The sequence below is a fragment of the Pseudoalteromonas sp. SG43-4 genome (genome assembly GCF_014164325.1).
GTDB classification, from domain to species: Bacteria; Pseudomonadota; Gammaproteobacteria; order Enterobacterales; family Alteromonadaceae; genus Pseudoalteromonas; species Pseudoalteromonas distincta.
Genome location: NZ_JACJFB010000015.1, coordinates 23132 through 50030, shown reverse-complemented (window position 1 = coordinate 50030; position 26899 = coordinate 23132). Strand labels below are relative to the sequence as shown.

Here is a 26899-nt window from a genome sequence, read left to right as displayed (position 1 = left end):
GTTCGCATTAGCTGGATTGGAGAACAAAATGAACGATAACAAACAAAAAGCGTTAGACGCAGCACTATCACAAATTGAACGTCAATTTGGTAAAGGCTCAATTATGAAATTGGGTGACAACAAAGCGTTAAACATTGAATCTGTATCTACAGGTTCACTAGGTATTGATATTGCCTTAGGCATAGGTGGCTTACCTATGGGACGTATTGTTGAAGTGTATGGTCCTGAGTCATCTGGTAAAACAACGCTTACTTTACAAGTTATCGCAGAAGCTCAAAAAGAAGGTAAAACATGTGCCTTCATTGATGCTGAGCATGCTCTTGATCCTGTATATGCACAAAAACTAGGTGTAAATATTGATGACCTTTTTGTATCTCAACCTGATACAGGTGAGCAAGCACTAGAAATTTGTGACATGTTAGTACGTTCAAGCGCAGTAGACGTCGTTATTATTGACTCGGTTGCTGCACTTACACCAAAAGCTGAGATTGAAGGCGACATGGGCGACTCGCACATGGGCTTACAAGCACGTTTAATGTCACAGGCATTACGTAAGCTTACTGGTAATATTAAACGTTCTAACACGTTATGTATTTTCATTAACCAAATCCGTATGAAAATTGGTGTTATGTTTGGTAACCCAGAAACAACAACGGGTGGTAATGCACTTAAGTTTTACGCATCGGTACGTATTGATATTCGTCGTATTGGTTCTGTGAAAGAAGGTGATGAAGTTGTTGGTAACGAAACCCGCGTTAAAATTGTTAAAAACAAAGTAGCGCCGCCATTTAAACAAGCTGAATTTATCATCATGTATGGCGAAGGTATTTCTAAGCAAGGCGAGTTAATTGATTTAGGTGTTAAGCATAAAATTGTTGAAAAAGCAGGTGCTTGGTACAGTTACAGTGGCAACAAGGTTGGCCAAGGTAAATCTAACTCAATTAAGTTTTTGAAAGAAAACCCAGAAATTGCAGATGAGATTGAAGGTAAGTTACGCGAAATGCTTTTACTAAAAGCAACTATTGAACCTGAAGACGGTGAAGATAAGTTAGGCGACGATCCAGACCTTTAAACTGCACCCAAATGAGTTTTTAAGCTTGATTTGACCCGAGCTTTGAAAAGCGCTAATCAGTAATGATTAGCGCTTTTTTGTTATTAAAAACTTACATCAGGTTAGATAAAATAAAAACGACACATTAAAAATGTGTCGTTTTTTAATTCAATAGAAAAAATCTAGAGTCTTTAATTAATCAAATATATTTATAATTGCCAGTTTACAGATAGGGCGTAGTTACGAGGTGCACCGTAGTAACCTTGTGCCCAGTACAGGCTGTGCAAATATTTTTCACCGGTGGTGTTATTTACGTTGAAAGTGACTCCTACGTTATCTGTAATTTCGTAAGTGGCCATTAAATCAAGTAACCCGTATGCATCTTGGTGAGTAGTGACGCTTGCAATACCATTTGTATCTTCGACTTGAACTCGGCTAGTTGAATCCTGCCAGCGATAGTTTGCACCAAATGATAAACCATCAACTAAAGGTACTTGGTAGGTTGCGGCCACTTTAAGTTGATTTTCAGGTGTGTAATCTTTAACTAAATCATCACCATCAATAGTTAGGTTACTAAAACTTACACTTGCGCTTAAATCATCTGTTATTCGACCACTTAGTTCAACTTCAAAGCCGTTGCTGTTAATACCATCTGCTGCATAATAACGCGTATCACTAGGTAGTGAGTCGGGTAAAGCTATGGCAAGCCCTTCCTGCTTTGCATCGAAGTAAGCAAAAGTTACGAAAATTTGGTCATCAAGTAACTGTGCTTTTATACCAACTTCACTGCTTTTACCTATTACGGGAGCTAATTGGTTGGCATTAATATCAAGCTCTTTTTGCGGTACAAATGTTTCTGTGTAGCTTGCATAAGCTGATAGAGACTCGTTAAAGTCGTACACCGTGCCAATATAAGGAATAACTTCAGAGTCGCTTCTTGTTTGTTCAACACCGTAAGCACTCCCTTTTGTTTTCCAATCGGTATAACGCACACCAGCGAGCACACTTAAAGGCTCACTTAATTTAATGCGAGTAGATATGTAAGCTGATTTTTGCTCGTTAGTAATATTACTACCATCTAAGCCATCAGCAAGTGTTGCCTCTGGTACTACACCATCCCACGTTTTAAGTGATGGCATATCTGGAAAACCATTGCCTGTAGTGTAATCGTAAAGAGACTGCTCGTTGTAATCCATTTTAGCTTGGCTAACACCAAATGATAGGTCGTGCTCTTGGCCAAATAAATCAAACTTACCACTGGCATATAAATCAAATAAGTCATGCTTATCTTCGTAATCATAACGGCTAGCATAACCTGTTAAACCAAGTTCAGTATCTTTATCAGGGGTGCCGTATACGTAGAACAACTCTGAGTCTTGTTCGTTTTCGATGTGAGCATAACGTGCTCTAGCTACCCATGTTGCCGATAAGTTTTGTTCAAGTGTTACATATACTTGCTCAGCACTGTTATCCCAGTAAGACCAGTCAGCAGCAGTGCTGGTTGATTCGTCGTAATCGGTTGCTGTTCCGTCTGTATAATAAAGAGGTAGTGCACCCCACAGCGGGCTATCTGCGTCTTTTTGTTGGTTAACATAGTTAACGCTTAATAATGTGTTGTCTGTTAATTTGCCTTCGTAGGCTAAGTAAACAATGGTTTTATCTGTTTCGTAGCGATCTAAATATGAGTCAGCTTTTTGCTTTGTAAATACAGCGCGTACAGCGTGGTCTTCATTTATTGGCGTAGATACATCTAAATCTAAACGTTTTTTATTCCATGAGCCATACGATGCTGATGCATTTGCCTGTGTTGTATAAGTTGGCTTTTTTAAAACCATGTTTACAGTTGCAGAAGGATTACCGGCGCCAGTCATTAAACCATTAGCACCGCGAACTATCTCTACACGGTCATAAATTGATGTATCAAGACTACCTTGAATAGAGCCTGAGCTTTGTGGGATCCCTAAGCCATCAACTTGAAAGTTCGTAATTTCAAAACCACGGGCCTTAAAGTAAGTACGATCTGTTTCTATTTGCTCTACTGTTACGCCTGGCGTGCTTTCAAGTACTGAGTTTATGTCGTCTAGTGAAAAGTCGTCCATTAGTGCGCGTGAAACTACCGAGATTGATTGTGGTGTTTCTTTAATTGTTAAACCTAGTTTGGTAGCCGATTGCGCTTCTTCAGTAATGTAGTTTTTATGATGCTGACCATATACCGCAATTTTTTCGAGAGGTTCAGATTTTACATTTGCCTCATCAGCAAGTGCATAACCAGATAAAATTAAAGAAGTAGCAAAGCTTAGTTTAGATAAACGCAAAACTTGAGGGGACGACATAAGTTTTTCCAGTTAGTTCAAAAGAAGTGCGTAACTTAATCTAAATGATATCGATTTGCAATTGTGTTTAGTGTTTTTATCAATAATAATTCTATTTTTTTGGATTTTAGCGCCACATATAAAGATTTTAGGTACGAATTGATGAATTATATAGAACTCAATCTCGCTTATAAAAAAAGCGGCCTAGGCCGCTTTTTAAAGTAGTTAGCTTTCTAGTTATTAAAAAGAGTATTTAACAGAAAACTGTAAGCGGTCTAAATCGCCATCAACGCCGCTTTCAGTTTCACGCTCAGCATGCTTTAGCTCAGCACCAAAAGTTAGACGTTTAACCGGTGAGTATAGAATGTTAGCGCTATAGCTTTGGCTTGATTCAGTCGGATCACCAGAAATAGCTAATAAATCAGTGTTGTTATCAGCACTGAAGAATGAATATAAGAACGTTGAACGCCATTGGCTTGTCCACTTGTGCTGGTAAGCAACAAAACCAGAAGTCGAATCAATGGCATCTAGTTCATCGCCATTAAGTACTGCACCGTGAGCAACGTTTAAGCCTACGTAACGGCCTAAGCCTTTACCTTGAGTAAGCATAAATTTAAGGTTGTCTTCACCAAGGTTTATTTTACCTGATGCACTAATACCAAAAGAAGTTTCATCTGCATCAACACTGCCTACTTTATAAGTAAGTTGGCGAGCAAGCGCTGCAACCACAATGTTACCCCAATCGGCTTTGTGTGTGTAACGAGCTGTAAAGTCAGGCAATGATGCATCATCAGTTACTACCATACCGCTAGTAGTAGAAATTGTACTTTCTGGGTTTTCCAATGAAAACGACCATGCGCCAGTGGTGTATTTAATTTGCGATTGACGCACAAACACAGTGCCCTCAGCAGGGCCTACAAAATCAAGCGTTTCAGCAAGCGCCCCCACGTTTTGGAAGTTAGACCATGTTTGACCAAATAACCAACCATCGTAAGTCACAAACGCATGGCGAATACGCGGGGCGTAAGAATTTGAAACTCGCTCATTACCGCCAGCAGCCGAGGCCAAAAAGTCAATTTCAATTTTAGCATTAACGGTTTTACCGTTATCCATAACAGTGGCTGTGCCAAAGTTAAAACGTGACTCACGAGCATGCATATCAAATACAGCATCTGAGCTGTTATCATCGCCAACTGTTAACGTACTTGGTACGTAAAAGTCACGACCTACGTTTGAGCCTGCAGGCGCACCCGCTGAATAATCACTCCACATAGAGTCGAGTTTAATGTATCCACCGTAAGTAAATTCCGTATCACCAATTTTTGCGGCAGTCGCTGCATAAGCAGTGCTTGATAGTGCACATAATACAGCGCTTGCTGCTAATGTTTTTAATGGGGTAAATTTCATTGTGGTGTCCTTTATAGGCTACTTGTTGTTTGTTGCTTTTTTTTTCATGTAAGGTTGTATTACTTGCTACTAGTATTACTTACGAATAAAAAAGGGTGTTAATTTGGCTTTTCAATACACATATTGTTTTCATTCGTTAAATAAAGCTTTGGCAAGTAATACCGCAAATATCTTTATTAAAGTGCACAAATACTTTTGAATATGTGCAATATTTACTCAATTACCTATTGGTCTATAAGACTAAGGTTTTAGAGTTGATTAGTTTGCATTTACTTACATTTAACGCGTTGTATTATTTATGTAAAAAAATTGAAAGCAGGTGGATTATAAACTACAAATGAGTAAATTGGAGTAGAGTACAACTAAGGTCTAATACTTAATAAAGTACTGCTGAGTAATCCTTGATAAAAGCTTAAGGCAAGTAATTTAAATGGAGACGAAGATGTCACAAAGTATCTATCCAGTTCCTGCGCATATTAAAGATGCGACTCTCATTGATAAAAATAAATATAATACGCTTTATAAGCAATCTATTGATGACCCTGAAAGTTTTTGGCGTGAGCATGGCAAACGCCTCGATTGGTCTACTCCTTACACTAAAGTTAAAAACACCTCTTTTGATAAAGGCCACATCAGTATTAAATGGTATGAAGATGGCTATTTAAATGCGTCTTACAACTGTATTGACCGCCACTTAAAAACGAAAGCAGACAAAATTGCGCTTATTTGGGAAGGAGATGATCCTTCTCAAAGTGAGAACATTACTTATCAAAAACTTCATGACGAAGTGGCTAAATTTGCCAATGGTTTAAAAAAACTGGGTGTACAAAAAGGTGACCGCGTAGCTATTTATATGCCAATGACCCCACAAGCGGTGTATGCAATGCAAGCTTGTGCACGTATTGGTGCTATTCATTCTGTTGTATTTGGTGGTTTTTCACCATCGGCTATTGCTGATCGTATTAGAGATTCTGGTGCTAAGGTTGTTATTACTTCTGATGAGGGACGCAGAGCAGGAAATTGTGTTCCATTAAAAGCAAATGTAGATGAAGCGGTAGCGCAAGAAACTGTAACCACAATTGAACACGTTATTGTGCATCAATTAACAGGCGGTGAAGTTGATTGGAATGAGCACGATATATGGTGGCACGAGCTAGTTGCTGACTTACCGGCACAGTGTGAGCCAGAGCCAATGAATGCTGAAGATCCTTTGTTTATATTGTATACATCAGGTTCTACTGGTCAGCCTAAAGGTGTTGTACATACTACAGGTGGCTACTTAGTTTACTCATCAATGACACATGAATACGTATTTGATTTAAAAGAAGATGATGTGTATTGGTGTAGTGCCGATGTAGGTTGGATCACAGGCCACAGTTACATTGCGTACGGGCCATTAGTAAACGGTTGTACTCAGGTTTTATTTGAAGGTGTCCCCACTTATCCAACTGCAGGGCGTATGGGCGAAGTAGTTGATAAACACGGTGTTACTATTTTATATACCGCCCCTACAGCAATTAGAGCACTAATGGCTAAAGGTGATGAGCCTACAGCTTCGTCACATCGCGATAGTTTACGTATTTTAGGTTCAGTAGGTGAGCCAATAAATCCAGAAGCGTGGACATGGTATTACGAGAGTATTGGTAAATCTAATTGCCCGATTGTTGATACATGGTGGCAAACAGAAACCGGTGGCATTATGATCACACCACTTCCGGGCGCTACTGATACAAAACCAGGTTCTGCAACACATCCATTTTTTGGTATTGCGCCTGCATTATTTGATGCTGAAGGTAATACACTCGAAGGTGCCGTAGATGGTAATTTAGTTATTTTAGATAGTTGGCCATCGCAAGCTCGAACTGTTTATGGCGACCATGAACGTTTTGAACAAACTTATTTTAGCGCCTACCCAGGAGTTTACTTTACAGGCGATGGTTGTCGTCGTGATGAAGATGGTTATTACTGGATCACAGGTCGTGTGGACGATGTACTTAATGTGTCTGGGCACCGCCTTGGTACTGCCGAAATTGAAAGTGCGTTAGTTGCGCATGAAGCGGTAGCAGAAGCTGCTGTTGTAGGTTACCCGCATGATATTAAAGGCCAAGGTATTTATGTTTACATTACGCCTAACGAAGGTGTAACTGTAAGCGATGAATTAACTAAAGAGGTACGTAATTGGGTTCGTAAAGAGCTCAGCCCAATTGCATCTCCAGATATGATTCAATGGTCACCGGGTTTGCCAAAAACACGTTCAGGCAAGATTATGCGTCGTATTTTACGTAAAATCGCTGCAAATGAGCACCAACAACTCGGTGATACGTCAACGCTTGCCGATCCTTCAGTTGTCGATGAACTAATCGAGAACAGATTAAATCGTTAAATGTGCGTTAAAAACTTGATTACAAGTTGATTCTAAACGTAGTATATCGGCTGTCAGTAAAGGTTTTAAACCTAACTGGCAGCCGAATTTATTAGGAGTGAACCATGAGTCAGTTTTTAATAGCGGACGATCATCCGTTATTTCGTGAAGCACTAAAGGGCGCACTGAGCGCAAAATTTGAGGGTTTAGAGGTTTTTGAATCATCCGATTTTGACAGCACACTGCAAGTGTTAAGCGAGCAAGAGGATCTTGATATATTACTGCTAGACCTTCACATGCCAGGTAATGGTGATTTATATGGTCTTATTCGTATTAGAGAAGAATACCCAAGCTTACCTATTGCCGTTGTTTCGGGTAGTGAAGACGTGAATATCGTTTCTAAAGTAATGGGTTACGGCGCTATGGGTTTTATTCCTAAATCATCATCGTCTGATGATATTGCCAGTGCAATTAACCAAATACTTGAAGGCGATACATGGCTACCAAAAGAGCTAAAAAACAAAGTAGCTGAAATTGAAGGTGAAGATAGAGAAATAGCAGCGCAAGTTGCCTCATTAACGCCTCAACAATACCGAGTGCTGCAATATCTGCACGAAGGTTTACTTAATAAGCAAATTGCTTATGAACTACACATATCAGAAGCGACAGTAAAAGCACACATTACAGCCATATTTAGAAAACTCGGTGTGTACAATCGTACCCAAGCCGTTTTAATTGCCGCTAAATTAAAGCTCGAACCAATAGAGCAGGCATAATTTACATTTAAAAAGTTATTAGCTTATTTATGATAAAAAAATGCCAGCAACAATGCTGGCATTTTTTATATGTAGAATAATTAAGCAGTTGGATTAATGCTAAGAAAACACCACGGTTTTATTACCATTAATAAATAGCTTATGCTCTGAGGCAAGTTGAAGTGCTTTACAAAACACTGTTTTTTCAACATCTTTGCCCATTTTAGCCATCATTTCGGCGGTATTAGCATGTGTAACGCTGGTTACATCTTGCAAAATAATAGGCCCTTCATCAAGCTCATTATTAACAAAGTGAGCGGTAGCACCAATAATTTTTACACCGCGCTCAAATGCTTGATGATAAGGTTTAGCCCCTATAAATGCTGGCAAAAATGAGTGATGAATATTAATTATTTTACCTTCAAATCGACCCACAAATTCAGGACTTAAAATACGCATGTATTTAGCAAGACCAATAATGTCAGGATTGTAACTGGCAATTAAATCGCCTACCTTTTTATCATGCTCGCTACGGGTTAACCCTTCGTGCGATACAACATGAAATGGCACACCAAACCCTTTAGCTAGCGGCTCTAAATCAGCATAGTTAGCAATTACAGCGAGTACTTCAATATTAAGAGTTTGTTCAAATTGCTTTAACAGCATACCACCTAAACAATGAGCTTCTTTAGTTGCCAGTAAAACTACTTTAGTTTTTGCGCCGCAATGTAGCGCAAGTTTAGCGCCTTGTGGCAACAGTGCGCGTAATTGATCTAAAAAGTCGCTTTGTGGCTCACCTGTAAGCTCTGTACGCATAAAAAATCGCTGCGCGTCTTTATCTACAAATTCGTTGTTACGCGTAATGTTTAAATTATTTTTATGGCAAAGCCCTGTAATTTTAGCTATTAAGCCTACATCATCAGCACATTGGGTGGTTAGTATATAGCTCATTGTCCTCATTCTTACCCTGTAATTAATCCTTTCATTATTTGTGTTTTGGCACATAAAGCAAGGGCTTTGTGAACTAATCCAATATTAATCATGTTGTTGAGTGCAAAAGAGGTAATAAAGTTAAAAAGTATTGAATAGAGGTTAAAAAAAATGCCACCTAAGTTAACAAGGTGGCATTAATAAAAGTTATCTAGGTTTGAGGTTAATTAACCCTTGGGCTCGGGAGATAAGTTTTCTTCTTGTCTTAAATACCCGGCAGCTTCTTCATCATCTTTCGTTATCGCTTGCTGAGTAGGTATAGCGCGCGTTTGTTGGTTTAGTTGATGTATTTGTGACGCATTACCTAAATCACGCTCACTGGTGATTGAGGCGATAGATTCGCGGTCTTTTAAGAATGAAATAACGTCTTTTTTGATTGCTTGTAATTGTCCTTCGTCTTTATGCATTTCCATAATGTGGCGAGGATGTTCAAGGTTTTTCATACCTGTTGCAGCAAACGTAGTAGAGATAACACGAGAAACAATAATCCAAGGCGTTATGCTACTGCGTACTAAAGTATTTTCTGAGCGGGTGCTATCGTGAATACCAGTACCTGTTGATATTTTAGACTCAGTAAAAGTGCCTTCACATTTAAAGTACACAAGCAGTGACTCAAATTGCATTTCTGCAAAAAATAGATGCGCTGTGTTTGCAAGTAACTGCGCAAATGCTTTAATAAGTACGCCTATTAGCAATAAGTGAAAGCTTGTCATTAATAGCTCACTAAATTGAATGACATGTTGGTTATTAAATGCCTGTTTAAAACTATTAATATTTGCCGCATCAATGTAATGGTAAATATTAATAAACGAATACGCTAAAAGTACAGTAAATGCTAACGCTACAATATAAAGTAAGTTACCGCTCACCAAAGCAAGTAATCTCGCGAGTGTAAAGTTTTTACCTAAGTCCATTGAGTGCAGTTTAGGCTGAATCTCTTGGATCATTTCACCTTTAAAACCGCCTTTACCTTCTATTTGTTCTTGAAGCTTAGGGTCTAATTCTCTGTAAACTCTGTTAGGTACTTCTTTATAACGGCGATTAGCCATTACTAGGTTATCGAGGTTTATGAAAATCTCGTCTGGATGAACAGACTCTTGCCAGTTTTCACGTAGTTCAGATACTTCAGCTGAAGGGGTAACTGAATTTAAACGCGCTTTAATCATGATAAAAGCAAGCGCACAGCTTAGAGTTGCTAATACAATAATTGCAATTAAGTACATTCCAGCATGAAGACTAGGCAGTTGCTCAAGCCAGTTATCTATTTCTTGTTTACTAATGTGCTGCTCTTTCATCAACCATGACATAGAAAGACCAATAGCGATGGGTAAAATAAAAGATAAAGAAATAATTTTAGCGAGTGCACCAGTACCAAGTGCTTCAATATTCTTTTCTGCATTTCGAGAGATAGGTTTACCTGTAGAGCGCCACGAAAAAAGCACGTAAAACATTAATATTGCACTATAGACCGGAAATGCTAATTCCCCAGCTTCACCGGTAAAGCCCGACAAAGATACAAATGCAACAAGGCCATAAGCAATAAGGGCGACAAAGGTGCTTACCCATGAGCCAAATAATCGCTGGGCAACATTTCGAATAGGATATGGTAGAAACAATAACTTAGGGATTAAGCTGTGAAGTAAGCGTGATAAAAAACCATTAGGCTCTTTAAATGTACTGTTTTTACGACCAACCAGCATTTCTTCAAGTGATTGCGCTGTGTAGGCTACTTCTTTTTGTTCTTCTTGAGCGGTTGATGCTTGCGATTTACTGTAGTTATAAGCAAGTGAAGTTGGGTGGTTTCTACCTACAAAGTATTTAAGTGTTGCGTAAATACCTGCCGATAGTGAGCGAATGCCGAATGCTAAAATAAGCATGCCAAACACCATTAAAATCCAACCCGCGGTTGTATCTTCTTTCACAGAGCCCGCAGCAATAACAAGTAAACTAATACCTGCTATAGACTCAATGAGTCCTCTTAATGCTGTTACTTTACCTTCCAGTTTGAAGGGGTTTTTTAGTCCAAGATCAATCGATCCATAATCAAAAGCCATTGAATTCTCCATTTAAACAGCACCCCAATTGCGGGGGACAAAGTGTAATTAATCTGAACTTAGGGTAATAAATCTATCTCAAGTAGCTTTTTTTAGCGCTAAGTGCATCGAGTTTAATCGTAATAGGCTTGTTGCTGGCGCGTAAGTTCGACCTACTTTTACGAAAACCTAAATAGAATTATTAATATATATTAAGTATTTATAATTGTTGTTGGTTTTTTATTATATATCAATAATCTTGTTCAGTTTAAGGTTATTTTAAAGTGATACATTTTGTATTCCGACGCATGCTTAAATATAACTGGAGGGTTAATGAAGCTAATTTATGTAGACGATAATTTACCAGGGATCACTCGTAAACTTAAACAGAAAAGTTGGCTTTACTTTGATCCAATCGGTAAGCAAATAAAAGAGCAAAATGTGATTGATCGTTTGAATGGATTGGCATTTCCGCCTGCCTATAAAAACGCTTGGTTTTGCCCAGAAGAAAACGGACATATTTTAGCGACAGGATTTGATAGTAAGGGGCGAAAGCAATACCGTTACCATCCTGAATTTAGGGCGCAACAAGAAGCAAAAAAATACCAAGCATGTGGAGTATTTGGTAATAAACTCCCTTTGTTAAGAGCGCGTTTAGAAACAGACTTACAAGGCGATGAGCTTAATATTGAACGCACTTTAGCAGCAGTTGTAAGACTTATGGATTTAGGTGCGCTGAGGGTAGGTAACGAGCGTAACGTAAAGCAAAATAAAAGTTTTGGTGCGACAACATTACGAACACGCCATGCACAACTCACGGGCAAAAATATTCAGCTAAAATATCGTGCCAAATCAGGTAAAGAACGTGAAGTAAATATAACCGACAGGGTGCTTAGCCATGTTATAAAAGACTTACAAGATTTACCCGGGCAGCATTTATTTCAGTATATAAATGAAGGTGAGCGCACAAATGTTACATCAAGTGAAATAAACCAATACATTCAGCAAATAATGGGCGAGGAGTTTAGTGCAAAACACTTTAGAACTTGGCGAGCAAGCGTTATTGCATTCAAACAATTAGCTAAAGCTAAAGGGGCGCTTAGTTTAAAAAACATGCTTGATAGCGTATCTGAGCAACTTGGTAATACTCCCGCTATAGCACGCAAATCTTATGTGCATCCCGATTTAATTACGCTGTGTAAAGAAGATGAAGATACTCAAACTGCGTGGAGAGAGTCTCTTTCATTACCACGAAAAACAAAGTACTTGAGTCGTTATGAACGTGGTTTTTTAGCTTTTTTAAAAGATTAATTGCCATAGCAACTTTACACACTTGAGCATAGTAATTACATATTCTCTAGTTTAATTTATTAACGTTTAGAATAAGATTTTTTAAAAAGTCATTAAATTTCAATTGTTTATTTTGAAACTTTAATTTGGCATTACCGTTGCACCTCCAGTGTACTACTTATTGGTAAGTACAAAAGCATTTATCAACGATATTTAGCGAGGAGGTACACAGTGAAGGGGTCATTTTCAAATCAAGCGCTTACTAAAGCAAAGGGTTTTACTTTAAAAACTGCATTGTTTATTGGCATGAGCGGCTTATGCTCAGCACCAACACTCGCTGCCAATGAGCTTGAAAGTGTGGTACTCGCTAACTCTTCACTAACTACTTACAACTCACAAAAGTACGTGCAAGCAGATGACACCTACTACTTTGACCAATATTCAGCGCAGTTAATTGAACGTACAGAAAAAGCCATTAATTGGTATCAAGAAATAGTTAACAAAGGTGGTTTTACACACTTATATAACGATGAATTGCTTGAACTAGGCAGTAATAATAAACAAGTGAGCTTACTTGCACAGCGTTTATACCAAGAGCGTGACTTAAAAACTAATGTGTGCGACGAAGTTATATGCACGTTTGATAAAGATATAGAGCAAGCTGTTAAGCAATTTCAAAGCCGCCATGGTTTAAAAGTTGATGGCCGAGTGGGTAAGCGTACTTTTGCATCGCTTAATGTGCCCGCACAGCAAAAACTCGATAAATTAAAACTTAACTTTTATAGAATAACTAACTTTGCAGGCGCAAGTGATGAGCAATATGTGTATGTAAATATTCCTGAATACAGCTTACGATTTGTAAAAGCTGGCGATGTAAAATTAAAAAATAACGTAATTGTAGGTAAACCAAGTTGGGAAACACCTGCATTTAGCGACGAAATAGAAAAGTTTGTAGTTAATCCTGAATGGCGTATACCCACCTCAATTGCCACCAAAGAAATTGCTCCAAAGGTAGCCGAGGATCCTGACTATCTTGTAAAAAATAATATTGAAATTAGAAAAAACAGCTACCTAGACTCACAAACTGTTAATCCAAGCAATATTGATTGGGATTCTATTAAGCCGTACCAATTTGATCACTTTTTAGTAAAGCGTGCTGGTGAAGAAAACCCCCTAGGGGAAGTTAAGTATTTATTCCCCAATCCCGAAGCAATTTATGTTCACGATACACCAGCAAAGCACCGTTTTAGCCAAGCAAACCGAGCTTTATCTCATGGCTGTATAAGAATAGAAAAGCCTTTTTCGTTAGCGCGTGAAATTATTAAGCACGAAGGAGAAGTGCAAACACTCAATAATATGGACAGCGCACTTGCTCAAAATAGTACTCAGACGTTTTATTTAGATGAGCCTCTTCCTATTCATTTAGTTTATTGGACTGCATGGGTTGACGAAAATAAGCTGGTTAACTTTAGAGATGACATATATCAACGCGATAAAAAAGCGCTATTCAAAAATGATGAACAGTCGGTGATTGCCGCTTTATTAAAAAATAAATAATGAGAGGGTTTATGCAATTTATTCATTATATTTCTATCGCCATATTCACAATTATATTTAGCAATAGTGTATTTGCTGCCGCGCCTACAAAGCCTGCGCATCAGGTAGTTGATATAAAAAACAAAGCCAACTTTGAAGATGCAGAATTTAGCCTAAAAATTAACGATATAGTTATGCCATATTCGGTGTTTTCAGTATTTGTAATGCCCAAAGAGCAAGTTGAGTTTGAAGTGCTTTTTGCGCAATCAAAAAATGCTTACACGCTAATTAACACTCAGGGGAAATCTAAGCTTACAGACACCAACCGTTGGCAATGGCAAGCACCCAAAGAGCCCGGTTTAACAACGGTAATTATTGAGTCGCCCGATAAAAAACAGCGTATGAAAATCAACGTATTTGTAAAAGTACCGGCAGACAATGTTGAAGGAGGAAAGCTCAAGTATTACCACATTGGGCACTACCCTAAACCTTCACAGATTAAAGACGCTTCACACTACATAGTGCCCGATGGCTTTGTGAAGGTAACGCCTGAAAATGAAAACGTAAAAATATCACCTCACTTTTCACTAAAGGAATTTGTTAGTAAGCAGCGAAGTAAGTACCCAAAGTATTTATTTTTACAAAATAAGTTGTTACTTAAACTAGAAAAAATACGCAAAGAACTGATTTTAGAAGGTATACCGGTTAGTAATATGGTGGTTATGAGCGGTTATAGAACTCCGTACTACAACAAATCAATTGGCAATGTAAAACTTAGCCGACATGTATTTGGTGATGCTGCCGATATTTTTATAGATAACGATGGCAACTACCGTATGGATGATATAAATAATGATGGTAAGCATTCAATTGGTGATGCTAAAGCGATGGCCGATATAGTGGAGTCGTTAGCTAGACGTGAATCATTTAAAGGTTTACTAGGTGGTTTAGGTATTTATGGGCCTAAGTCGCACAGAGGCGCATTTATACATGTTGATACGCGTGGCTTTAAAGCGCGATGGGTGAGTAAGTAATGGCAACGGCTACCTCATTTAGCATAAAGCTAAACTAGTTAAGTCTAATTGTACAAGAGATTAGCTAAGCCAAGGTAGGGTGGCTTGGTTTTTATAAGCCCTTTGTTTTATAAACATTTTATACATTTACTGAGCTAGTCTTTTTTGCTTTAAACTGAGGCGCTTATATGAGCTATAAACATGGTGTGTATCAGCCGCTTTCCAATAATTAATTATTTTAATTTTGTACGAAAAGCTTTAAATATAAAGGCTGCATAAGCAGCCTTTATATTATGCTATTGCAGCATAAACGTTTCGTATTCTAAATCTTCAAATTGTTTAGAAAGCCAAAATAACCCAACAACAGAGGTAACAATAGTTGAGAGAGCAAAGCCGTAACCATAAAATTGCGGCCCAAAAGCGATTGATAGCAAAGTTAAAACAACGTTTATTACCAAAAATAGCCCCGCTAAAAATAGGACGGTTGAGCGTTTATCTAAATAAAACAAAATATTTAAAATAGACAAAAATATAACTTGTACACCCACACCAACTACATCAATAAATAAAAGCGTTTTATAGTTTGGATCAATACCAATAAAGGTAAGTATTTGCTCGCCCCATAATAATAAGCAGGCAACGGTAATACCTTGAATTTTAAATATATCGTATAAACCGGCACGTGCAGTTTGGATCATATTGTCTTTTAAATAGTAAATCTCTTCTAACGATGAACCCTCTCGAATAGCTGTGTAAAAACGGTCGTATTCTTCTACAAAATCGGTTTCCATTTTTACTAAAAATACTGCCATACCGGGAATAATAGACAAATAGGCTAAAAATATAGGTAAGTCGTAAATTGGGCTGGCTCTTAACGTGCCAATAATTTGTATTGATGTGCTTGGTGAATACCAAAAAATGATTTTATCAGCCCACACACCAATGTTATAAAACAGACCACAAAAGAATAGGCTGTAATACACTTTTTTATTGCTTAAAAAGTCAAAGCTTATAAGTTTTTCACCTGGGTAGCGGCGAATAATCATAAACAAAAAGCTAAAAAAGAGTAGAGCTTCGCCTGCAAAAAACGCAAAAAACAAGCCGTCTAACTGCCAGTCTCTTAATAAATATGCAAGCAGTACCATAAAGGCATAACCACTTAGCATGGTAATCAAAATCAACCGGTATTCTTTCATACCCGATAGAAAAATAGCGCCAAGCCACTGATTACATAAGCTTACAAAGGCACCTAAAATTATAATCTTAGTAACAACGGGTATAGGGAGCATAGGCCATACAGCCAAGCCCACCAATAATGCGGCTATTGTTGTTATAAGTTGCGCACCAAGTAAATTAGGCAGTACTTTTGCCTCTTCTTTTTGAAAAAACAAATCTGCAATAAATCGAGTTAATAATAACTGCAAGCCACCCGTTAAAATAAGTGAAGCTGCCATCATGTAGGTAACAAGCGTTAAAAACTGAATAATAAGTACTTTGGGTAATACAACGCCTAAACTTAAAATACCAATTAGCATTAACGCTACAATAGAGAGCAGCCAAGGGCCTGAGCCTATTAAGCCCGCGTAGCCGTATGCTTCAAAAACTGAGAGCAGGGTATTTTTTTTGAGAATTTTTCGTATCTCAAAACCTATTCCGGCCATGCCATTGTATCCTTATAAAGTTTATCGTAACGGGCAAACATGTGGCTCTCGTCATAAAATTTTTGTACGCGGTCTAAACCACTTTTTTGATACTCAAGCCAAACTTGCTCATTTGTTAGCATGTTTGATATTTGTTGTGCTGTTTCGCTAGGTGAAGCAATTGAGACAACTTCACCGGCTTTACCTAATGCTTTATCTTCATCAGTTCCGCCTTCGATTATTTCGCGGCACGAGCCAACATCACTAGCAAGTACAGGCACACCGGCCGCCATTGCTTCTAAAAGTACTAAAGGCTGCGCTTCGGAAATCGAGGTTAAAGCTACAATTCCGAGCTTAGGCAAAATTTTGGTAATATCTTGCATACCTAAAAACTTTACACTGCTTTGTAAATCAAGACTGCCTACAAGTAGTTCACACTCTTTGTAATATTGCGGATCTTCTTCATAAGGGCCGATGATCCAGCCTTCTACTTCAGGCAGCATCGATTGCGCCTCTTTAATCGCACGTATAAAGGTTTTAATATCTTTTATAGGCACTACACGTCCAATTAATCCAACAACTGGTGGTATCTGTTTTGGACGCTGCTCAAGCGCTTCAATAAAGCGCACTGTTTTAATTCCATTAGGTACAACAAATGCTTTTTCTGGCGCTGCACCATCCTTTATTTGGCGCTGCCTGTTACCGCCGTATAGCGAAATGACCTTATCTGCTTCTTGGTATGTTGTTCGGCCGATTTGCTCAAAAAAGCTGATCCACATACGGCGAATAAAGCCCATTTCGGTATTTAAGTTTTTACCTAGGCTTTGCTCAGACTCTTTGATCCAACTGGCTTGAATAAGATCTATTTTTCTCTCTTTGGTGTAAATACCATGCTCGGTCAACAAAAAGGGAGTATCGCTTATTACACTGGCACCAGATCCTAAAATACCAGCATACCCGGTAGATATTGAGTGAATAAGTTTAACTTTTGGAAGTCCGCGTGCAATTTCGGCTATTTTAAATAGCGGTTTATATAAATTGCGGTATGACCAAAAAAAGTCAATAAAAGAGGATTCATCACAAAAAGTTGAATAGTAATTGGTGAGTACTTGCCACGATGATTCACTATATAAAAAGTCGGCTTCGTTAATACCGTCTTTTTTAGCCAAAGTCTCAAATGCAAACTTTAATAACTCAGTTGGGATGGGCTCATCACAATCCCTAAAATAATTTTGTAGTTGCTGCCAAAAATCAAAAAGCTCTTTTTTATATTTAACGCCATGCTTAGCTTTTATTTCAGATGTGTCATTTTCCACTAAATAATGAACATGCAGCTTGGTAACGTTTTCAGGCAAAGTATATTGAATCTCGCCATAATGCTCTGGCGCTCCACCTATAAAAACAAGCTCAAAGTTATAATGAGGTAACCCTTCAATTATTTGATGAACCCAGCTAGATACGCCACCACGTACATAAGGGTAAGTGCCTTCTAAAAGCAGTAAAATGTCTGCATTTTTATTACTCATGCCAATACTCCTGCAAATGACGTAATTCACTGCCCTTAGGTTGTTCTGGGAGTTCTTTTAAGTAGCGTTTACAGTCGTCAAACTTGTTCATACAAAAGGCAACTTCGGCTTTATAAGGCAATACATGGCGCCTTGCCATACCAAACTCAGTTGCTTTAAGTAGATACTCATGGGCTATTTCGTATTTGTCTAAGGCTAAAGATATACGCCCTAAAAATATAAAAGTTGCAGGTGTTTTTACGTGCTCAATACTTTGCAATGCAAGTGCTTCTGCTTTTTCTAAAACGTATTTACGCAGTGCGCCTTGTGCTAAGCCTAAATAGCTCAGTTCCCAATAAAGTTCGGCTAGCTGTTTTTGTAAATGACTCAATTTTGGCTGCTTAGTTGTAACTGCTATTTCTTGCTGATACAAACTGATTTTTTCGTTAAGTTTGGTTTCTTTACCATCAAGGGTTGAGTAGGCGAGCAAGCGAATATCATCTTCTAAATCTTTAAGTGCTAGCTTTAAAATAGGAATAGCTTGTGAGTCACTCATGTGACGAGCCGCCATTACAGCACTTAAACGCTTATTTGGCTCATTAGCGTGCTTCAAAATTGCTTTAAGTCCACCAATTGAATAGGTTGGATTTGCTGATATTGCTCTGGCTTCAAAAGGAAGCTCAGGTATTTTATGCTCCTCTATTTCTATCTCGTCATTCTTGAGAGGTTTACAAAGAGCAAATGTAAGCGCTACTACAACACCTATAATTCCAAGTACTGGTAATGTAAACAATAATAAAAACATGAGTAGCAAAGAGCTATAAGGAGTCGTTTTGTATTTTTTAGGTATAAAAACATAACTAACAATAGCAAAAAAGATGCTAGCGATAGCATGCAATAATATAGCTAAAAACCAATCAGGTGTTTCCAGTACTTCTATTAGTGCAAAGTACTGACAAATACACCCTAATATAGCCGCTACAATAATTATAATCATGAAAGTGAAACCAATCTCTTTATGTCATCTGAGCTTATAGGTAGTGCAAGTTGCTGCTCAATAACAATATCAAGCTCAGCTAAAGTGCTACCAGTGCGCTCTTTACACCAAGTGTTCATTCGGGCGATAAACCCTGCTTTTTCAAGCTCATCAGCTAATGGCATCAATAGCAGTAATACCTGATTTTGATTATCGTACAAATAAATGTCTAAACCACGGCGTGCTTCACTTAAATAACTCATAAGTTGAGTGGATTTATCAGTAATATTATTAGCTTTTATCTTTAGTAGCTGCGATGGAATGTTGTATCGTTTTGCTTCTTTATTCGCACGTTTAACTTGGCGAATAAAGTATGGATACTCTTCATAAGTCATTACTGGGTTTGTTATTTCATGGCGCAGTAGATCGCCAATATGCCCAGCCATTACAGCAAGTAATGTTAGAGTTGTATTTTTAAGCGCAAAAAATTGTATTCTTTCAACCAAAATAGCGCCGTAAATAGTATTGTTTACGTCGATAAGTGGGATTGCCATATGGTATTTACTTATACCCGATGATGCTTTTTCGTCTTTTACCGATACTAATTCTTTTTCTTCGATCATCGCTAATATAAGAGGATCGTTTTTAGCTATTTGACTCATCTTACCTATAGAGGCAAGTGGTGGTTCTAAAACACTGTCGTTTTCAACTTTATATAACCCCGCTCTTTCTAGCGAACCGTACTCAACAAACAAGTCGATTATTTTTTGCGCTGCGCTATCAAGTCTTCTTTCTTTTAATAGCCCGATAGAGGTTCTTACTGCTTGTAGTGATTCACGTAAACTTAACGTATGGCCAGCTAGCATTTGCTCAATTCTATCGTGAGATGAATTAATTAAATGATACTGACGAGTAAATGTTTCAAGACGATCTGTTACGTACTCAAGCTGAATACTTTGCTGTTGATTAGTACGCTCCCACACATCCCTAAATTCGCCTGTGATCATAATTACAATAATGTAGCCAATCATAGCGTTAATATTGAAGTCGCTTTGCGGTGATAAAATATTTGCTTGAAGTAAAAAAAGTTGGCCAACAAGCAAACATAAAATACTAATAAAGCCTTTTGAAAAGCCATAGCGTAAAGAAACTAAAAGTGGGCCAAGTACAGGCCACGAAAACCCTCCCTCAGTCCAAAATGGGTCCTGTGCGTTAAATAATACAGGCAGCCCTAAAGCAAGCGCGGTAAATATAAATACCTCAGCCCATATTTGTAGCTCAGGAACGTCTCTTGGTCTAAGGAAATGTGTTTTCACTCACTAACCTCTATATAAGAAATTAAATCGGCAATCACATCTTGTGCTGTTGCTGCAATGCTATCGCGGCCCCAGCCACTTTTAGCAATAGTACCTGTCCAAACTGGTGTGGTTTGTCCATTTACAGTGAGTGATAATGTAAGTGCAACAACAGGTTCGCCATCAAGGCCTGCTTTATAGCGCCACTCTTCAATGCTGCCTGTTAGTACATAGTCAGCTTGTTGAGTGCTTAACCATTGCATAGCATTGTCTAAACGGTATTGATCATCCAGTGGTGGAAGCTCTTTGCTGTTTACGCGAGGTGCACGTATTAGAGTTGGTAATTTATTTTGTTGCCAAATGCTGGCTAAAATATCTTCAGCACGCTCACCGGCAAGCGGTGTTTGAGCATGATTAACAAGTGGCATTAATGCCACTGTTTTTAAAGGGCTAAGCTCTACATCATCAGCAACTCTGCTGGTGGTACATGCTGATAATAGTAATACCAAACACGGTATAATTAAACGAAACATACTCTCTCCTAACATTAAAAATGTACGTAATAACCTAATTGTAATTGTGTATCTGAGTTACCCACTTTATTACTACTTTGGTAACCCAGCTGTAATTTAAATAAATCATCGCCCAGTACAGACCAACCTGCGCCACTTGAAACTGATACATCTACTGTATCGTTAAGTGTTTGATAGCCAGTACTTATATCAAATAACCACGAAGGGCTTGCGCCTAAATAAGGAGGTTCTAATGAGCCAGTTGAAGCAAATGAAGTCCCTAGTGCAAAACGTCTAAATGGTTGAAGGTCAACTCTTAGCGGTCTTCTGCTTGCATCTGTATTTATTAATGCATTAACACGTTCAAAGTCTTGCCATTGCGCACTAAAATAAGCGTTCCAAATTGGGCGGTCTTTTAAAATGCTGTATTGGTAACGAGCATTATATTCTTGGCCGTTTATTAGTGAGCTGCCATCGCTTCTTCGAGAAAAAGACATCGCTGCTGCTGATAGCTGTACGTTTTGTCTACCATCAATATTGTAGTTAACATAGGCCGTGGCTTTATCTAGCTGAGCATAGCTAAGTAGTGCTTCTGATTGGCGGTTTTCAACATTATATTCAAGCTTTAAACCTACCTGTGTTCGTGAATCCCATTGATAACGAGAGTCTATGCTAAGACCTTGGCGGCTAACTAAGCTGCCTTGGTGCGAATCTATTTTTGCATCAAAATACCAACGACCAAATGTCATTTTATCTTCTATTGCAAACAGTAATCCGTTGTTATCAAGGTTTTGCTGATTACTTAAACTTAATTTCCATTGCCCATTAGCATAAGGAAAATAAACGTTTACATCGTACTGGCTACTGTTTAAACCAGCCTCTGGCGATAGGTTTATTTCAAGCGCTCTAAAATAGGATGCGCGTGCATTTCTGAGTAAACTCAATTGCGATTCATTTGCCTCGCCAGTGAGTTCTTCGTACCAACGCTGCATTGTTGCGTATGGCTGCTTTAGATAGAGTAGGGCGTTTAGTTCATCTAATTTGCTTAGTGAGCCTTCTGCTAATAGTTGTTTCGCTTTATTAAATTCGCCGTTGGTCATATAAAGTTGTAGTTTTTGCCATGGCTCTAATTTTTGTGCAGCTCTGCGCGCTAACCACCAGTTTGTTTGGGGCTCACCAATAGTGTCGGGGGCAAGTTCTTCCATTGTGTTTAATTGCATTAAATGAGGAACAGCCATCGCGCCCGCCCAGCGGAACATTAAGCCTCTGTATGCATATTTATCTTTAGGTAAGTGTTGCAGTAAATAGTGATTAAGTTCAGCAGCATTTGCATAATAACCAAGTTGCTTCATTACATCGGCTAAGTTAACCAGTGTTGTTAAATCGCTTGGATCTGCAATGGCTAATTTACGCAAATAAAAGTAGGCACTGTTATATGATTTTTCATAAATAGATAGGCTAGCTAAGAGCTGCGTCCACGCATAGGAAGTGTCGCTTTGAGAATAGCGTGTTAAAATGCGGCCAATCATTACAGTGTCATGCATTTGCAGCGCTAACCAACCTTGTGCAAGCACAACATCAGAGTCATATTCGCTTAATTTAGCGGCGCGGTTTAAAGTTGTATAAGCTGAATTTAAATCACTTTGGTTTTGATACCAATTTGAAAGAATTAACCAAGCAGGGTAGAGAGCTTTATTGTAGCGCTGCTTATCAAGTTCAGCATGAATACGTGCAACTGATTTAGCATCATTTACTTGTGTGCTTAATAATGCAATTTGAATCAATTGACGGTCAGTTTGCGACTCACTTTTCCATAAATAATCAAGAAGCTCCTGAGGCCGACCTTCAAAGCGCAGTTGTTGGTAGTGCAGCATGTCGCCTACGCTCAAAGGACTTATTTTTTGTAACTTCTCTAATGCATATAGCTCATGAGCTTTGTCCTTAACTCGCATTGCCATGTCAACATTGGCGCTCCAAAACTCATCGTCAGAACTTTCATGTTTGTTTTTTAGTACTTGCAGAGCTGTAGAAAAGTCATCATCTAGCCAAAATGCGCGGGCAATCCAAAGTAAATCTTCTTCATTTTTAGGCCCTTTATATGTAGGCCACAAAGCTCTTAATGCTTTTAAATTACCAGTATCGTGAAGTACTTTTGCTTTCCAATATTGTGATAATGCACTTTTACCATTTATTTGCTCAAAGCGTTCAATATTATTTAATTCTTGCTTTGTGTTACCAATAAATTCGTTAGCTTGCATCCAATTAGCAAAGCCATTACCTTTTAGATTTCTATTTTGGGCTTTATATTCGTATATATCATTAGCGTCTTGGTATAAATATAAAGCGGTGGCATCGTTAATACTATCGGTAAGCATCGCAGGAGTTACAGCTTTGTTAGACATTAGCCATTTAAACTCTCGAAGTGCTTCTTTAGGCTTGTTTTGCCAGCGCTTTATCTTCCAATTTAATAAATGTAGCTCTTTGTCAGCTGGGCTTTGTAGTAATAGCTTTGCAAGTAATTGCTCAGCCCCTTTTGCATTTCCATTTGCTAAACGCAGGTGCATTGCTTGTGTTAAGTACTCGCTGTTATTTGGATCGGTCTTTAATAAACTTTCAATGGCTTGAGCCGCATCTTCTGTATTGCCTGCTAAGTTAGCCAAATAAAGTGTGCGTTTAATATTGGCTTGGTCGCCATAGGTTTTCCACCATGCATAAGCTTGTATCGGGTTATTTGCACCAAGTGCAGTTTCAATCGCTTTAGCTGCAATATCAGCATTTATATTTGTTTTATAAATAGCGAATGCTTTGTCAGGTTCCCCTGCGCTTAACCAGTAATCGGCTGCAAGGAGAGGCTGTTTATTTTTTTGATAGTACTGAGCAACTTTTGCATTTAACCCAACTGCTTTTGCAATAGTTAATATTTGTTCGTTCCAGTTTTTATGAGCACCAATTTTTAAAGATAACTCTTCAAAGCGGTCGTCAACTTTAGCACCGCTTGCTAGCCATAATGAGTAGAGCAGCTTTATTTCAAGTGTTGCTTTGCGCTCACCTCTAGGTAGCTTTTCAAGCTCGTTAGTAGCTTGTGAATACTCACTAAGCCCTATATGTAGCTCAACTAATTTTGCGCGTAGCTTTTCGTTGTCGGGCTCTGTATTGAGCGCTGCATTAAGGTAAGACTTCTCAAAGGTATAGTCTTGTGAAAGTGCATCATCTTCAAAAAATAAGGTATGTGGAAATAATGCATAAAGTGCAAAACAACTTACGGCTAATATCGCTAATATTGTTTTTACTGAAATTAACTGAGGGCGCTTTGTAGTATTCATTATAGTGCGGCTCCGTCGCAGTTAAGGTAACCATAAAAATCACCTGCAGGTATTTTGAAATGTGTTAATTTACCCCGATTAATACCTTTGAAGCGCTCACCCAAATTAGATACAAATTCGCAAGAACGTGCATTAATTAAATCAAGTGAAGCGGGCACCCATGCTTTAAAACTAACCGGTCCGTTAACTTGCCAGTTATTAATAACAACATTTGCAGATGCTAAATAAGGTTTTTTACTATTTTGGCTATGATCAAAGCTAAGGCGAGCTATGTTATTTATAATATGTATGTAGTCACCTTTTTCAGTTACACCAGATACACCTTCACTTTGAGCTATGTTTGGCACATCAAAATCGGTAGGTATGCGCAGAGTGCGAATGTACTTTGAGCTAAATAACCATTCATTATTACTGTTTTTTGCAAGTGCAGAAAAGTAAAAATCTTTTGCTACTTTTGCATAGTGGCTTAAATGCACCGGTGTATTTGGCCTTGCTAAAACATAATCTATGTTGTGTTTTAGAGCGTCTAAGCCCGCAAGAACTTCACCTGAATAAAAGTGATAATAAATAGTGTAAGGTTTTAACCTATATGGCTTTTCTGTTATTTCGAATGTTTCGGTTAAGCGTCTAAAGCCGTAATAAGGGCCATGCCATAAGTTTGTGTAAACATTTTCATTTAATATGGGGGCGTAAATTTGATACAGCAAATCTCTTTCAGGGCGACCGATAGGGGAGATGTGAGAAAGGCTTGGGTTATCAGCATTTACATCAGTATTACCGCCATTGACATTTAACACGCCAGCATCACGAGCCAGTTCAAGCGCTTTAGGACCAGGAGTTGCATCGCCTGACCATAACATCATCACTGTTTTTTTATTTTTAGGTGCGAGCTTGTCATTAATGTACTTTATCGAGTCGGTAATTTCTTTTTTAAGGCTAATTGTGTTGTAGCCAGGTACATCTAGATGAAAACCGTAATCAGTGTCGTCTTCATCTATTTTTTTTTGCCCAGATAGAGCAGTCCAAAAATAGGGGTGGCTATAGGTGTGTGAAGCAACTTCTACGTAAGGCAGGTTAAAAATACTACGCGCAATGCCTTCGAGTTTGGCACTTTGTTTAGAATGAATACCGCCTTCTTCAATATCAGCTTGGATCACTGATGACGTTAACGGTAGTTTGTAGTGTTTAATTATTTCATCTCGAATTACTTCTGCTGAATAAGGCTTACCTGCGTAGTGGGCAATACTTGTAAATCCATCTCCATCGATATGCAAAGTAAGCATTCGCCTGCCGCTTTCGGTGGTTGTATCTGGCACTAATATAGGTGGTAACCCCATTGCTTGAGTAAGCAATGTACGCGGATCAATAACCCATTTGCTGCCTTCCATCGGAAATGTATCAATTAGCCAAGGAGCAACCACGACTGCACCATATTTAGTTTTAGCCGCTTGTACAATTATTGTGTTATCAGCTGATTTTATTGTAATTAAAGGAGTCGCATTAGTTGCTAATTTTAGTAAATATGGTTTAACGATAGGGGGAGGTGTTGTGGATTCTCCTTTGAGCCAAGGTGCAAAGCTATCTTGTTTATATGGACCTTCAGGTAGTGTGTTTAACGACTCAATACCCATGTTAAATAGTAATTTAGTTGACTGTGGTAACTCGCCTAAAATAAGTTCTGGCACAACACCTAAATTAGCTTCAAGCCAATTGGTAAGTGTTGGGGTGTAAAATGCATCGCTTGAGGTCCACGAAATAATACCGGCATGTAAGCTAGGGTCAACCAAAGGTAAGTCGCGTTTTGCCATATCTATGTAATCAGGTATGTACCCCAAATACTCAATCATGGTCGCAAGCTTTAAGTGTACGGTAGTGTATATGAGTGGTTTTACGTTACTGTTATAAGGGATTAAAATGCGCCTAGGGATCGGCGTAATTGATGATGTGCCCCACGTTTGCAAGTGACCGTCGGTCACCCACGGATTGAAACCTGCGTCTATAATATTTTGTGCCATAGTAAGGCGATTACCGGGCTTTGCATAATCAATAACTTGGACGTTGAGGCCTAAACTTTGTGCTGTTTTTAATTGTGCGCTTAGCCAATCTTGGTCGTTTTTGTTGGTCACTTTATAGCTATTGTCGGTTGGATTGAAGTGGCTATACAAACCCTCAGCAACTAAGTCAGTTGCTAAATTAGCGAGTTTAGGCAATAACTCAAATCCCCGATTGAGGATAAGGTGCTTATCAAAAGTCTCAGATAGTGAGCTTATTATGGTGACTAACCCAGCTTGTTGATCGGGTTTACTGTGTGTAGCATCTAATAGCTGATAGCTATCTAGGGTATCTAAAAATAAGCCGCTAAAGCCGCGTGCTTTTAATGCCGCAGCGCTACTTTTAATATGTTGTTGCCAATGTGCTGATGCTAAATCGGCAATATGGCTATTCCAGTTAGGGTTAACTGCGAGTGAAGACTTACTTTCAATAAACGACTCACCAACACTTAAATAAGCATAGACAGCAATATTACGCTGTTTAAACCAATTAAGTTCGTGCTCAGTCACAAGATCAGGCTGGACTACAACGCGAGAATAAAAGGTCATTTCGGCTAATGGCATCGGCGCTGAGTAGTAAAATGCAATACTATTATTCACAGGCTTTGCAAATACTTGACTAGAAATTAAAAGCACTAGGTATAAAAAATATTTCATTAGTAATTCATTTCAATTAATTTATAACTGTGGCTCAAAGTAATGCGGTCCAATTTATCTAGCTATTTGGTATTAGTAATATAGGGTTATTATATGTTAATGGAAGATTAATTTCTACATGTTAATTCAACCATATACTCAAGGGGTATAATAACATGCTGGTTTGATTAACTCACCACAATAAAACCCAT

Annotated in this window: 17 protein-coding genes; 6 read left to right on the top strand and 11 right to left on the bottom strand. The window is 38.4% G+C overall.

The annotated features are described in order from the left end of the window. Nucleotides 1-28: 28 nt before the first annotated feature. Complete coding sequence (gene recA, locus H5160_RS14575; protein ID WP_002958952.1) at nt 29-1072, top strand: recombinase RecA; 1044 nt, start codon at nt 29-31, stop codon at nt 1070-1072. Nucleotides 1073-1260: 188 nt separating this feature from the next. Here recA and H5160_RS14570 read toward each other — a convergent pair whose 3' ends face one another. After that, nucleotides 1261-3384 (bottom strand): TonB-dependent siderophore receptor, encoded by a 2124-nt coding sequence (locus H5160_RS14570; protein ID WP_182737847.1) that lies wholly within the window; start codon nt 3382-3384, stop codon nt 1261-1263. A 219-nt stretch (nt 3385-3603) separates the two neighbouring features. Then, a complete protein-coding gene (locus tag H5160_RS14565) occupies nt 3604-4770 on the bottom strand; it encodes a DcaP family trimeric outer membrane transporter (protein WP_182737845.1) in 1167 nt (388 codons plus the stop codon). Between the two features lie 442 nt (nt 4771-5212). Between H5160_RS14565 and acs the strand changes: the two genes are divergently transcribed. Both acs and H5160_RS14555 read left to right on the top strand, forming a co-directional pair. Beyond that, nucleotides 5213-7153, top strand: a complete 1941-nt coding sequence (acs, locus tag H5160_RS14560; protein WP_024597311.1) for an acetate--CoA ligase — start codon at nt 5213-5215, stop codon at nt 7151-7153. A gap of 104 nt (nt 7154-7257) precedes the next feature. Then, nucleotides 7258-7908: a response regulator transcription factor gene (locus tag H5160_RS14555; RefSeq protein WP_002958948.1), complete on the top strand. Its 651-nt coding sequence runs from the start codon at nt 7258-7260 to the stop codon at nt 7906-7908. A gap of 99 nt (nt 7909-8007) precedes the next feature. On the opposite strand, the gene purU is transcribed toward H5160_RS14555, so the two are convergent. Together purU and H5160_RS14545 are read right to left on the bottom strand one after the other, a co-directional pair. Continuing rightward, nucleotides 8008-8838, bottom strand: coding sequence for a formyltetrahydrofolate deformylase (purU, locus tag H5160_RS14550; RefSeq protein WP_024597310.1), 831 nt, complete (start codon nt 8836-8838; stop codon nt 8008-8010). Nucleotides 8839-9044: 206 nt separating this feature from the next. After that, entirely contained in the window at nt 9045-10931 is a 1887-nt protein-coding gene (locus H5160_RS14545; protein WP_182725105.1) for a hypothetical protein, read from the bottom strand. A 312-nt stretch (nt 10932-11243) separates the two neighbouring features. Between H5160_RS14545 and H5160_RS14540 the strand changes: the two genes are divergently transcribed. The 3 genes from H5160_RS14540 (at nt 11244) to H5160_RS14530 (ending at nt 14770) form a co-directional block, all read left to right on the top strand. After that, complete coding sequence (locus H5160_RS14540; protein ID WP_154903681.1) at nt 11244-12221, top strand: DNA topoisomerase IB; 978 nt, start codon at nt 11244-11246, stop codon at nt 12219-12221. 210 nt (nt 12222-12431) lie between these two features. After that, a complete protein-coding gene (locus H5160_RS14535; protein WP_182712260.1) occupies nt 12432-13757 on the top strand; it encodes a murein L,D-transpeptidase in 1326 nt (441 codons plus the stop codon). A gap of 11 nt (nt 13758-13768) precedes the next feature. Further along, a complete protein-coding gene (locus H5160_RS14530) occupies nt 13769-14770 on the top strand; it encodes a D-Ala-D-Ala carboxypeptidase family metallohydrolase (protein ID WP_182735936.1) in 1002 nt (333 codons plus the stop codon). Between the two features lie 275 nt (nt 14771-15045). Here the strand turns inward: H5160_RS14530 and pelG are convergent, their stop codons facing one another. From pelG to H5160_RS14495, 7 genes are read right to left on the bottom strand one after another with little or no spacing between them, the layout of a single operon-like run. Next, nucleotides 15046-16410 carry an exopolysaccharide Pel transporter PelG gene (gene pelG / locus H5160_RS14525; protein ID WP_024597305.1) on the bottom strand — a complete coding sequence of 455 codons (1365 nt, stop codon included), beginning with the start codon at nt 16408-16410 and terminating at the stop codon, nt 15046-15048. Then, nucleotides 16398-17915, bottom strand: coding sequence for a GT4 family glycosyltransferase PelF (gene pelF, locus H5160_RS14520; protein ID WP_154903678.1), 1518 nt, complete (start codon nt 17913-17915; stop codon nt 16398-16400). The genes pelG and pelF overlap by 13 nt, the downstream gene beginning before the upstream one ends. Further along, nucleotides 17908-18891 (bottom strand): hypothetical protein, encoded by a 984-nt coding sequence (locus H5160_RS14515; RefSeq protein ID WP_024597303.1) that lies wholly within the window; start codon nt 18889-18891, stop codon nt 17908-17910. Before H5160_RS14515 ends, pelF begins: the two co-directional genes overlap by 8 nt. After that, complete coding sequence (locus H5160_RS14510) at nt 18888-20186, bottom strand: PelD GGDEF domain-containing protein (protein WP_182712257.1); 1299 nt, start codon at nt 20184-20186, stop codon at nt 18888-18890. Before H5160_RS14510 ends, H5160_RS14515 begins: the two co-directional genes overlap by 4 nt. Next, nucleotides 20183-20698: a protein PelC gene (locus H5160_RS14505; protein ID WP_182721403.1), complete on the bottom strand. Its 516-nt coding sequence runs from the start codon at nt 20696-20698 to the stop codon at nt 20183-20185. The genes H5160_RS14510 and H5160_RS14505 overlap by 4 nt, the downstream gene beginning before the upstream one ends. Nucleotides 20699-20712: 14 nt before the next feature. Next, nucleotides 20713-24000: a tetratricopeptide repeat protein gene (locus H5160_RS14500; protein WP_182737843.1), complete on the bottom strand. Its 3288-nt coding sequence runs from the start codon at nt 23998-24000 to the stop codon at nt 20713-20715. Continuing rightward, the gene (locus H5160_RS14495) at nt 24000-26708 is read right to left on the bottom strand and encodes an endo alpha-1,4 polygalactosaminidase (protein ID WP_182737842.1); all 2709 of its coding nucleotides are present in this window, start codon (nt 26706-26708) and stop codon (nt 24000-24002) included. The genes H5160_RS14500 and H5160_RS14495 overlap by 1 nt, the downstream gene beginning before the upstream one ends. Between the last annotated feature and the right edge of the window lie 191 nt (nt 26709-26899).

Excerpts from the sequence above, each read along its gene's own strand:
- recA (WP_002958952.1), top strand. The coding sequence starts at position 29 with ATGAACGATAACAAACAAAAAGCGTTAGACGCAGCACTATCACAAATT.
- H5160_RS14570 (WP_182737847.1), bottom strand. The coding sequence starts at position 3,384 with ATGTCGTCCCCTCAAGTTTTGCGTTTATCTAAACTAAGCTTTGCTACT.
- H5160_RS14565 (WP_182737845.1), bottom strand. The coding sequence starts at position 4,770 with ATGAAATTTACCCCATTAAAAACATTAGCAGCAAGCGCTGTATTATGT.
- acs (WP_024597311.1), top strand. The coding sequence starts at position 5,213 with ATGTCACAAAGTATCTATCCAGTTCCTGCGCATATTAAAGATGCGACT.
- H5160_RS14555 (WP_002958948.1), top strand. The coding sequence starts at position 7,258 with ATGAGTCAGTTTTTAATAGCGGACGATCATCCGTTATTTCGTGAAGCA.
- purU (WP_024597310.1), bottom strand. The coding sequence starts at position 8,838 with ATGAGCTATATACTAACCACCCAATGTGCTGATGATGTAGGCTTAATA.
- H5160_RS14545 (WP_182725105.1), bottom strand. The coding sequence starts at position 10,931 with ATGGCTTTTGATTATGGATCGATTGATCTTGGACTAAAAAACCCCTTC.
- H5160_RS14540 (WP_154903681.1), top strand. The coding sequence starts at position 11,244 with ATGAAGCTAATTTATGTAGACGATAATTTACCAGGGATCACTCGTAAA.
- H5160_RS14530 (WP_182735936.1), top strand. The coding sequence starts at position 13,769 with ATGCAATTTATTCATTATATTTCTATCGCCATATTCACAATTATATTT.
- pelG (WP_024597305.1), bottom strand. The coding sequence starts at position 16,410 with ATGGCCGGAATAGGTTTTGAGATACGAAAAATTCTCAAAAAAAATACC.
- pelF (WP_154903678.1), bottom strand. The coding sequence starts at position 17,915 with ATGAGTAATAAAAATGCAGACATTTTACTGCTTTTAGAAGGCACTTAC.
- H5160_RS14515 (WP_024597303.1), bottom strand. The coding sequence starts at position 18,891 with ATGATTATAATTATTGTAGCGGCTATATTAGGGTGTATTTGTCAGTAC.
- H5160_RS14505 (WP_182721403.1), bottom strand. The coding sequence starts at position 20,698 with ATGTTTCGTTTAATTATACCGTGTTTGGTATTACTATTATCAGCATGT.
- H5160_RS14500 (WP_182737843.1), bottom strand. The coding sequence starts at position 24,000 with ATGAATACTACAAAGCGCCCTCAGTTAATTTCAGTAAAAACAATATTA.
- H5160_RS14495 (WP_182737842.1), bottom strand. The coding sequence starts at position 26,708 with ATGAAATATTTTTTATACCTAGTGCTTTTAATTTCTAGTCAAGTATTT.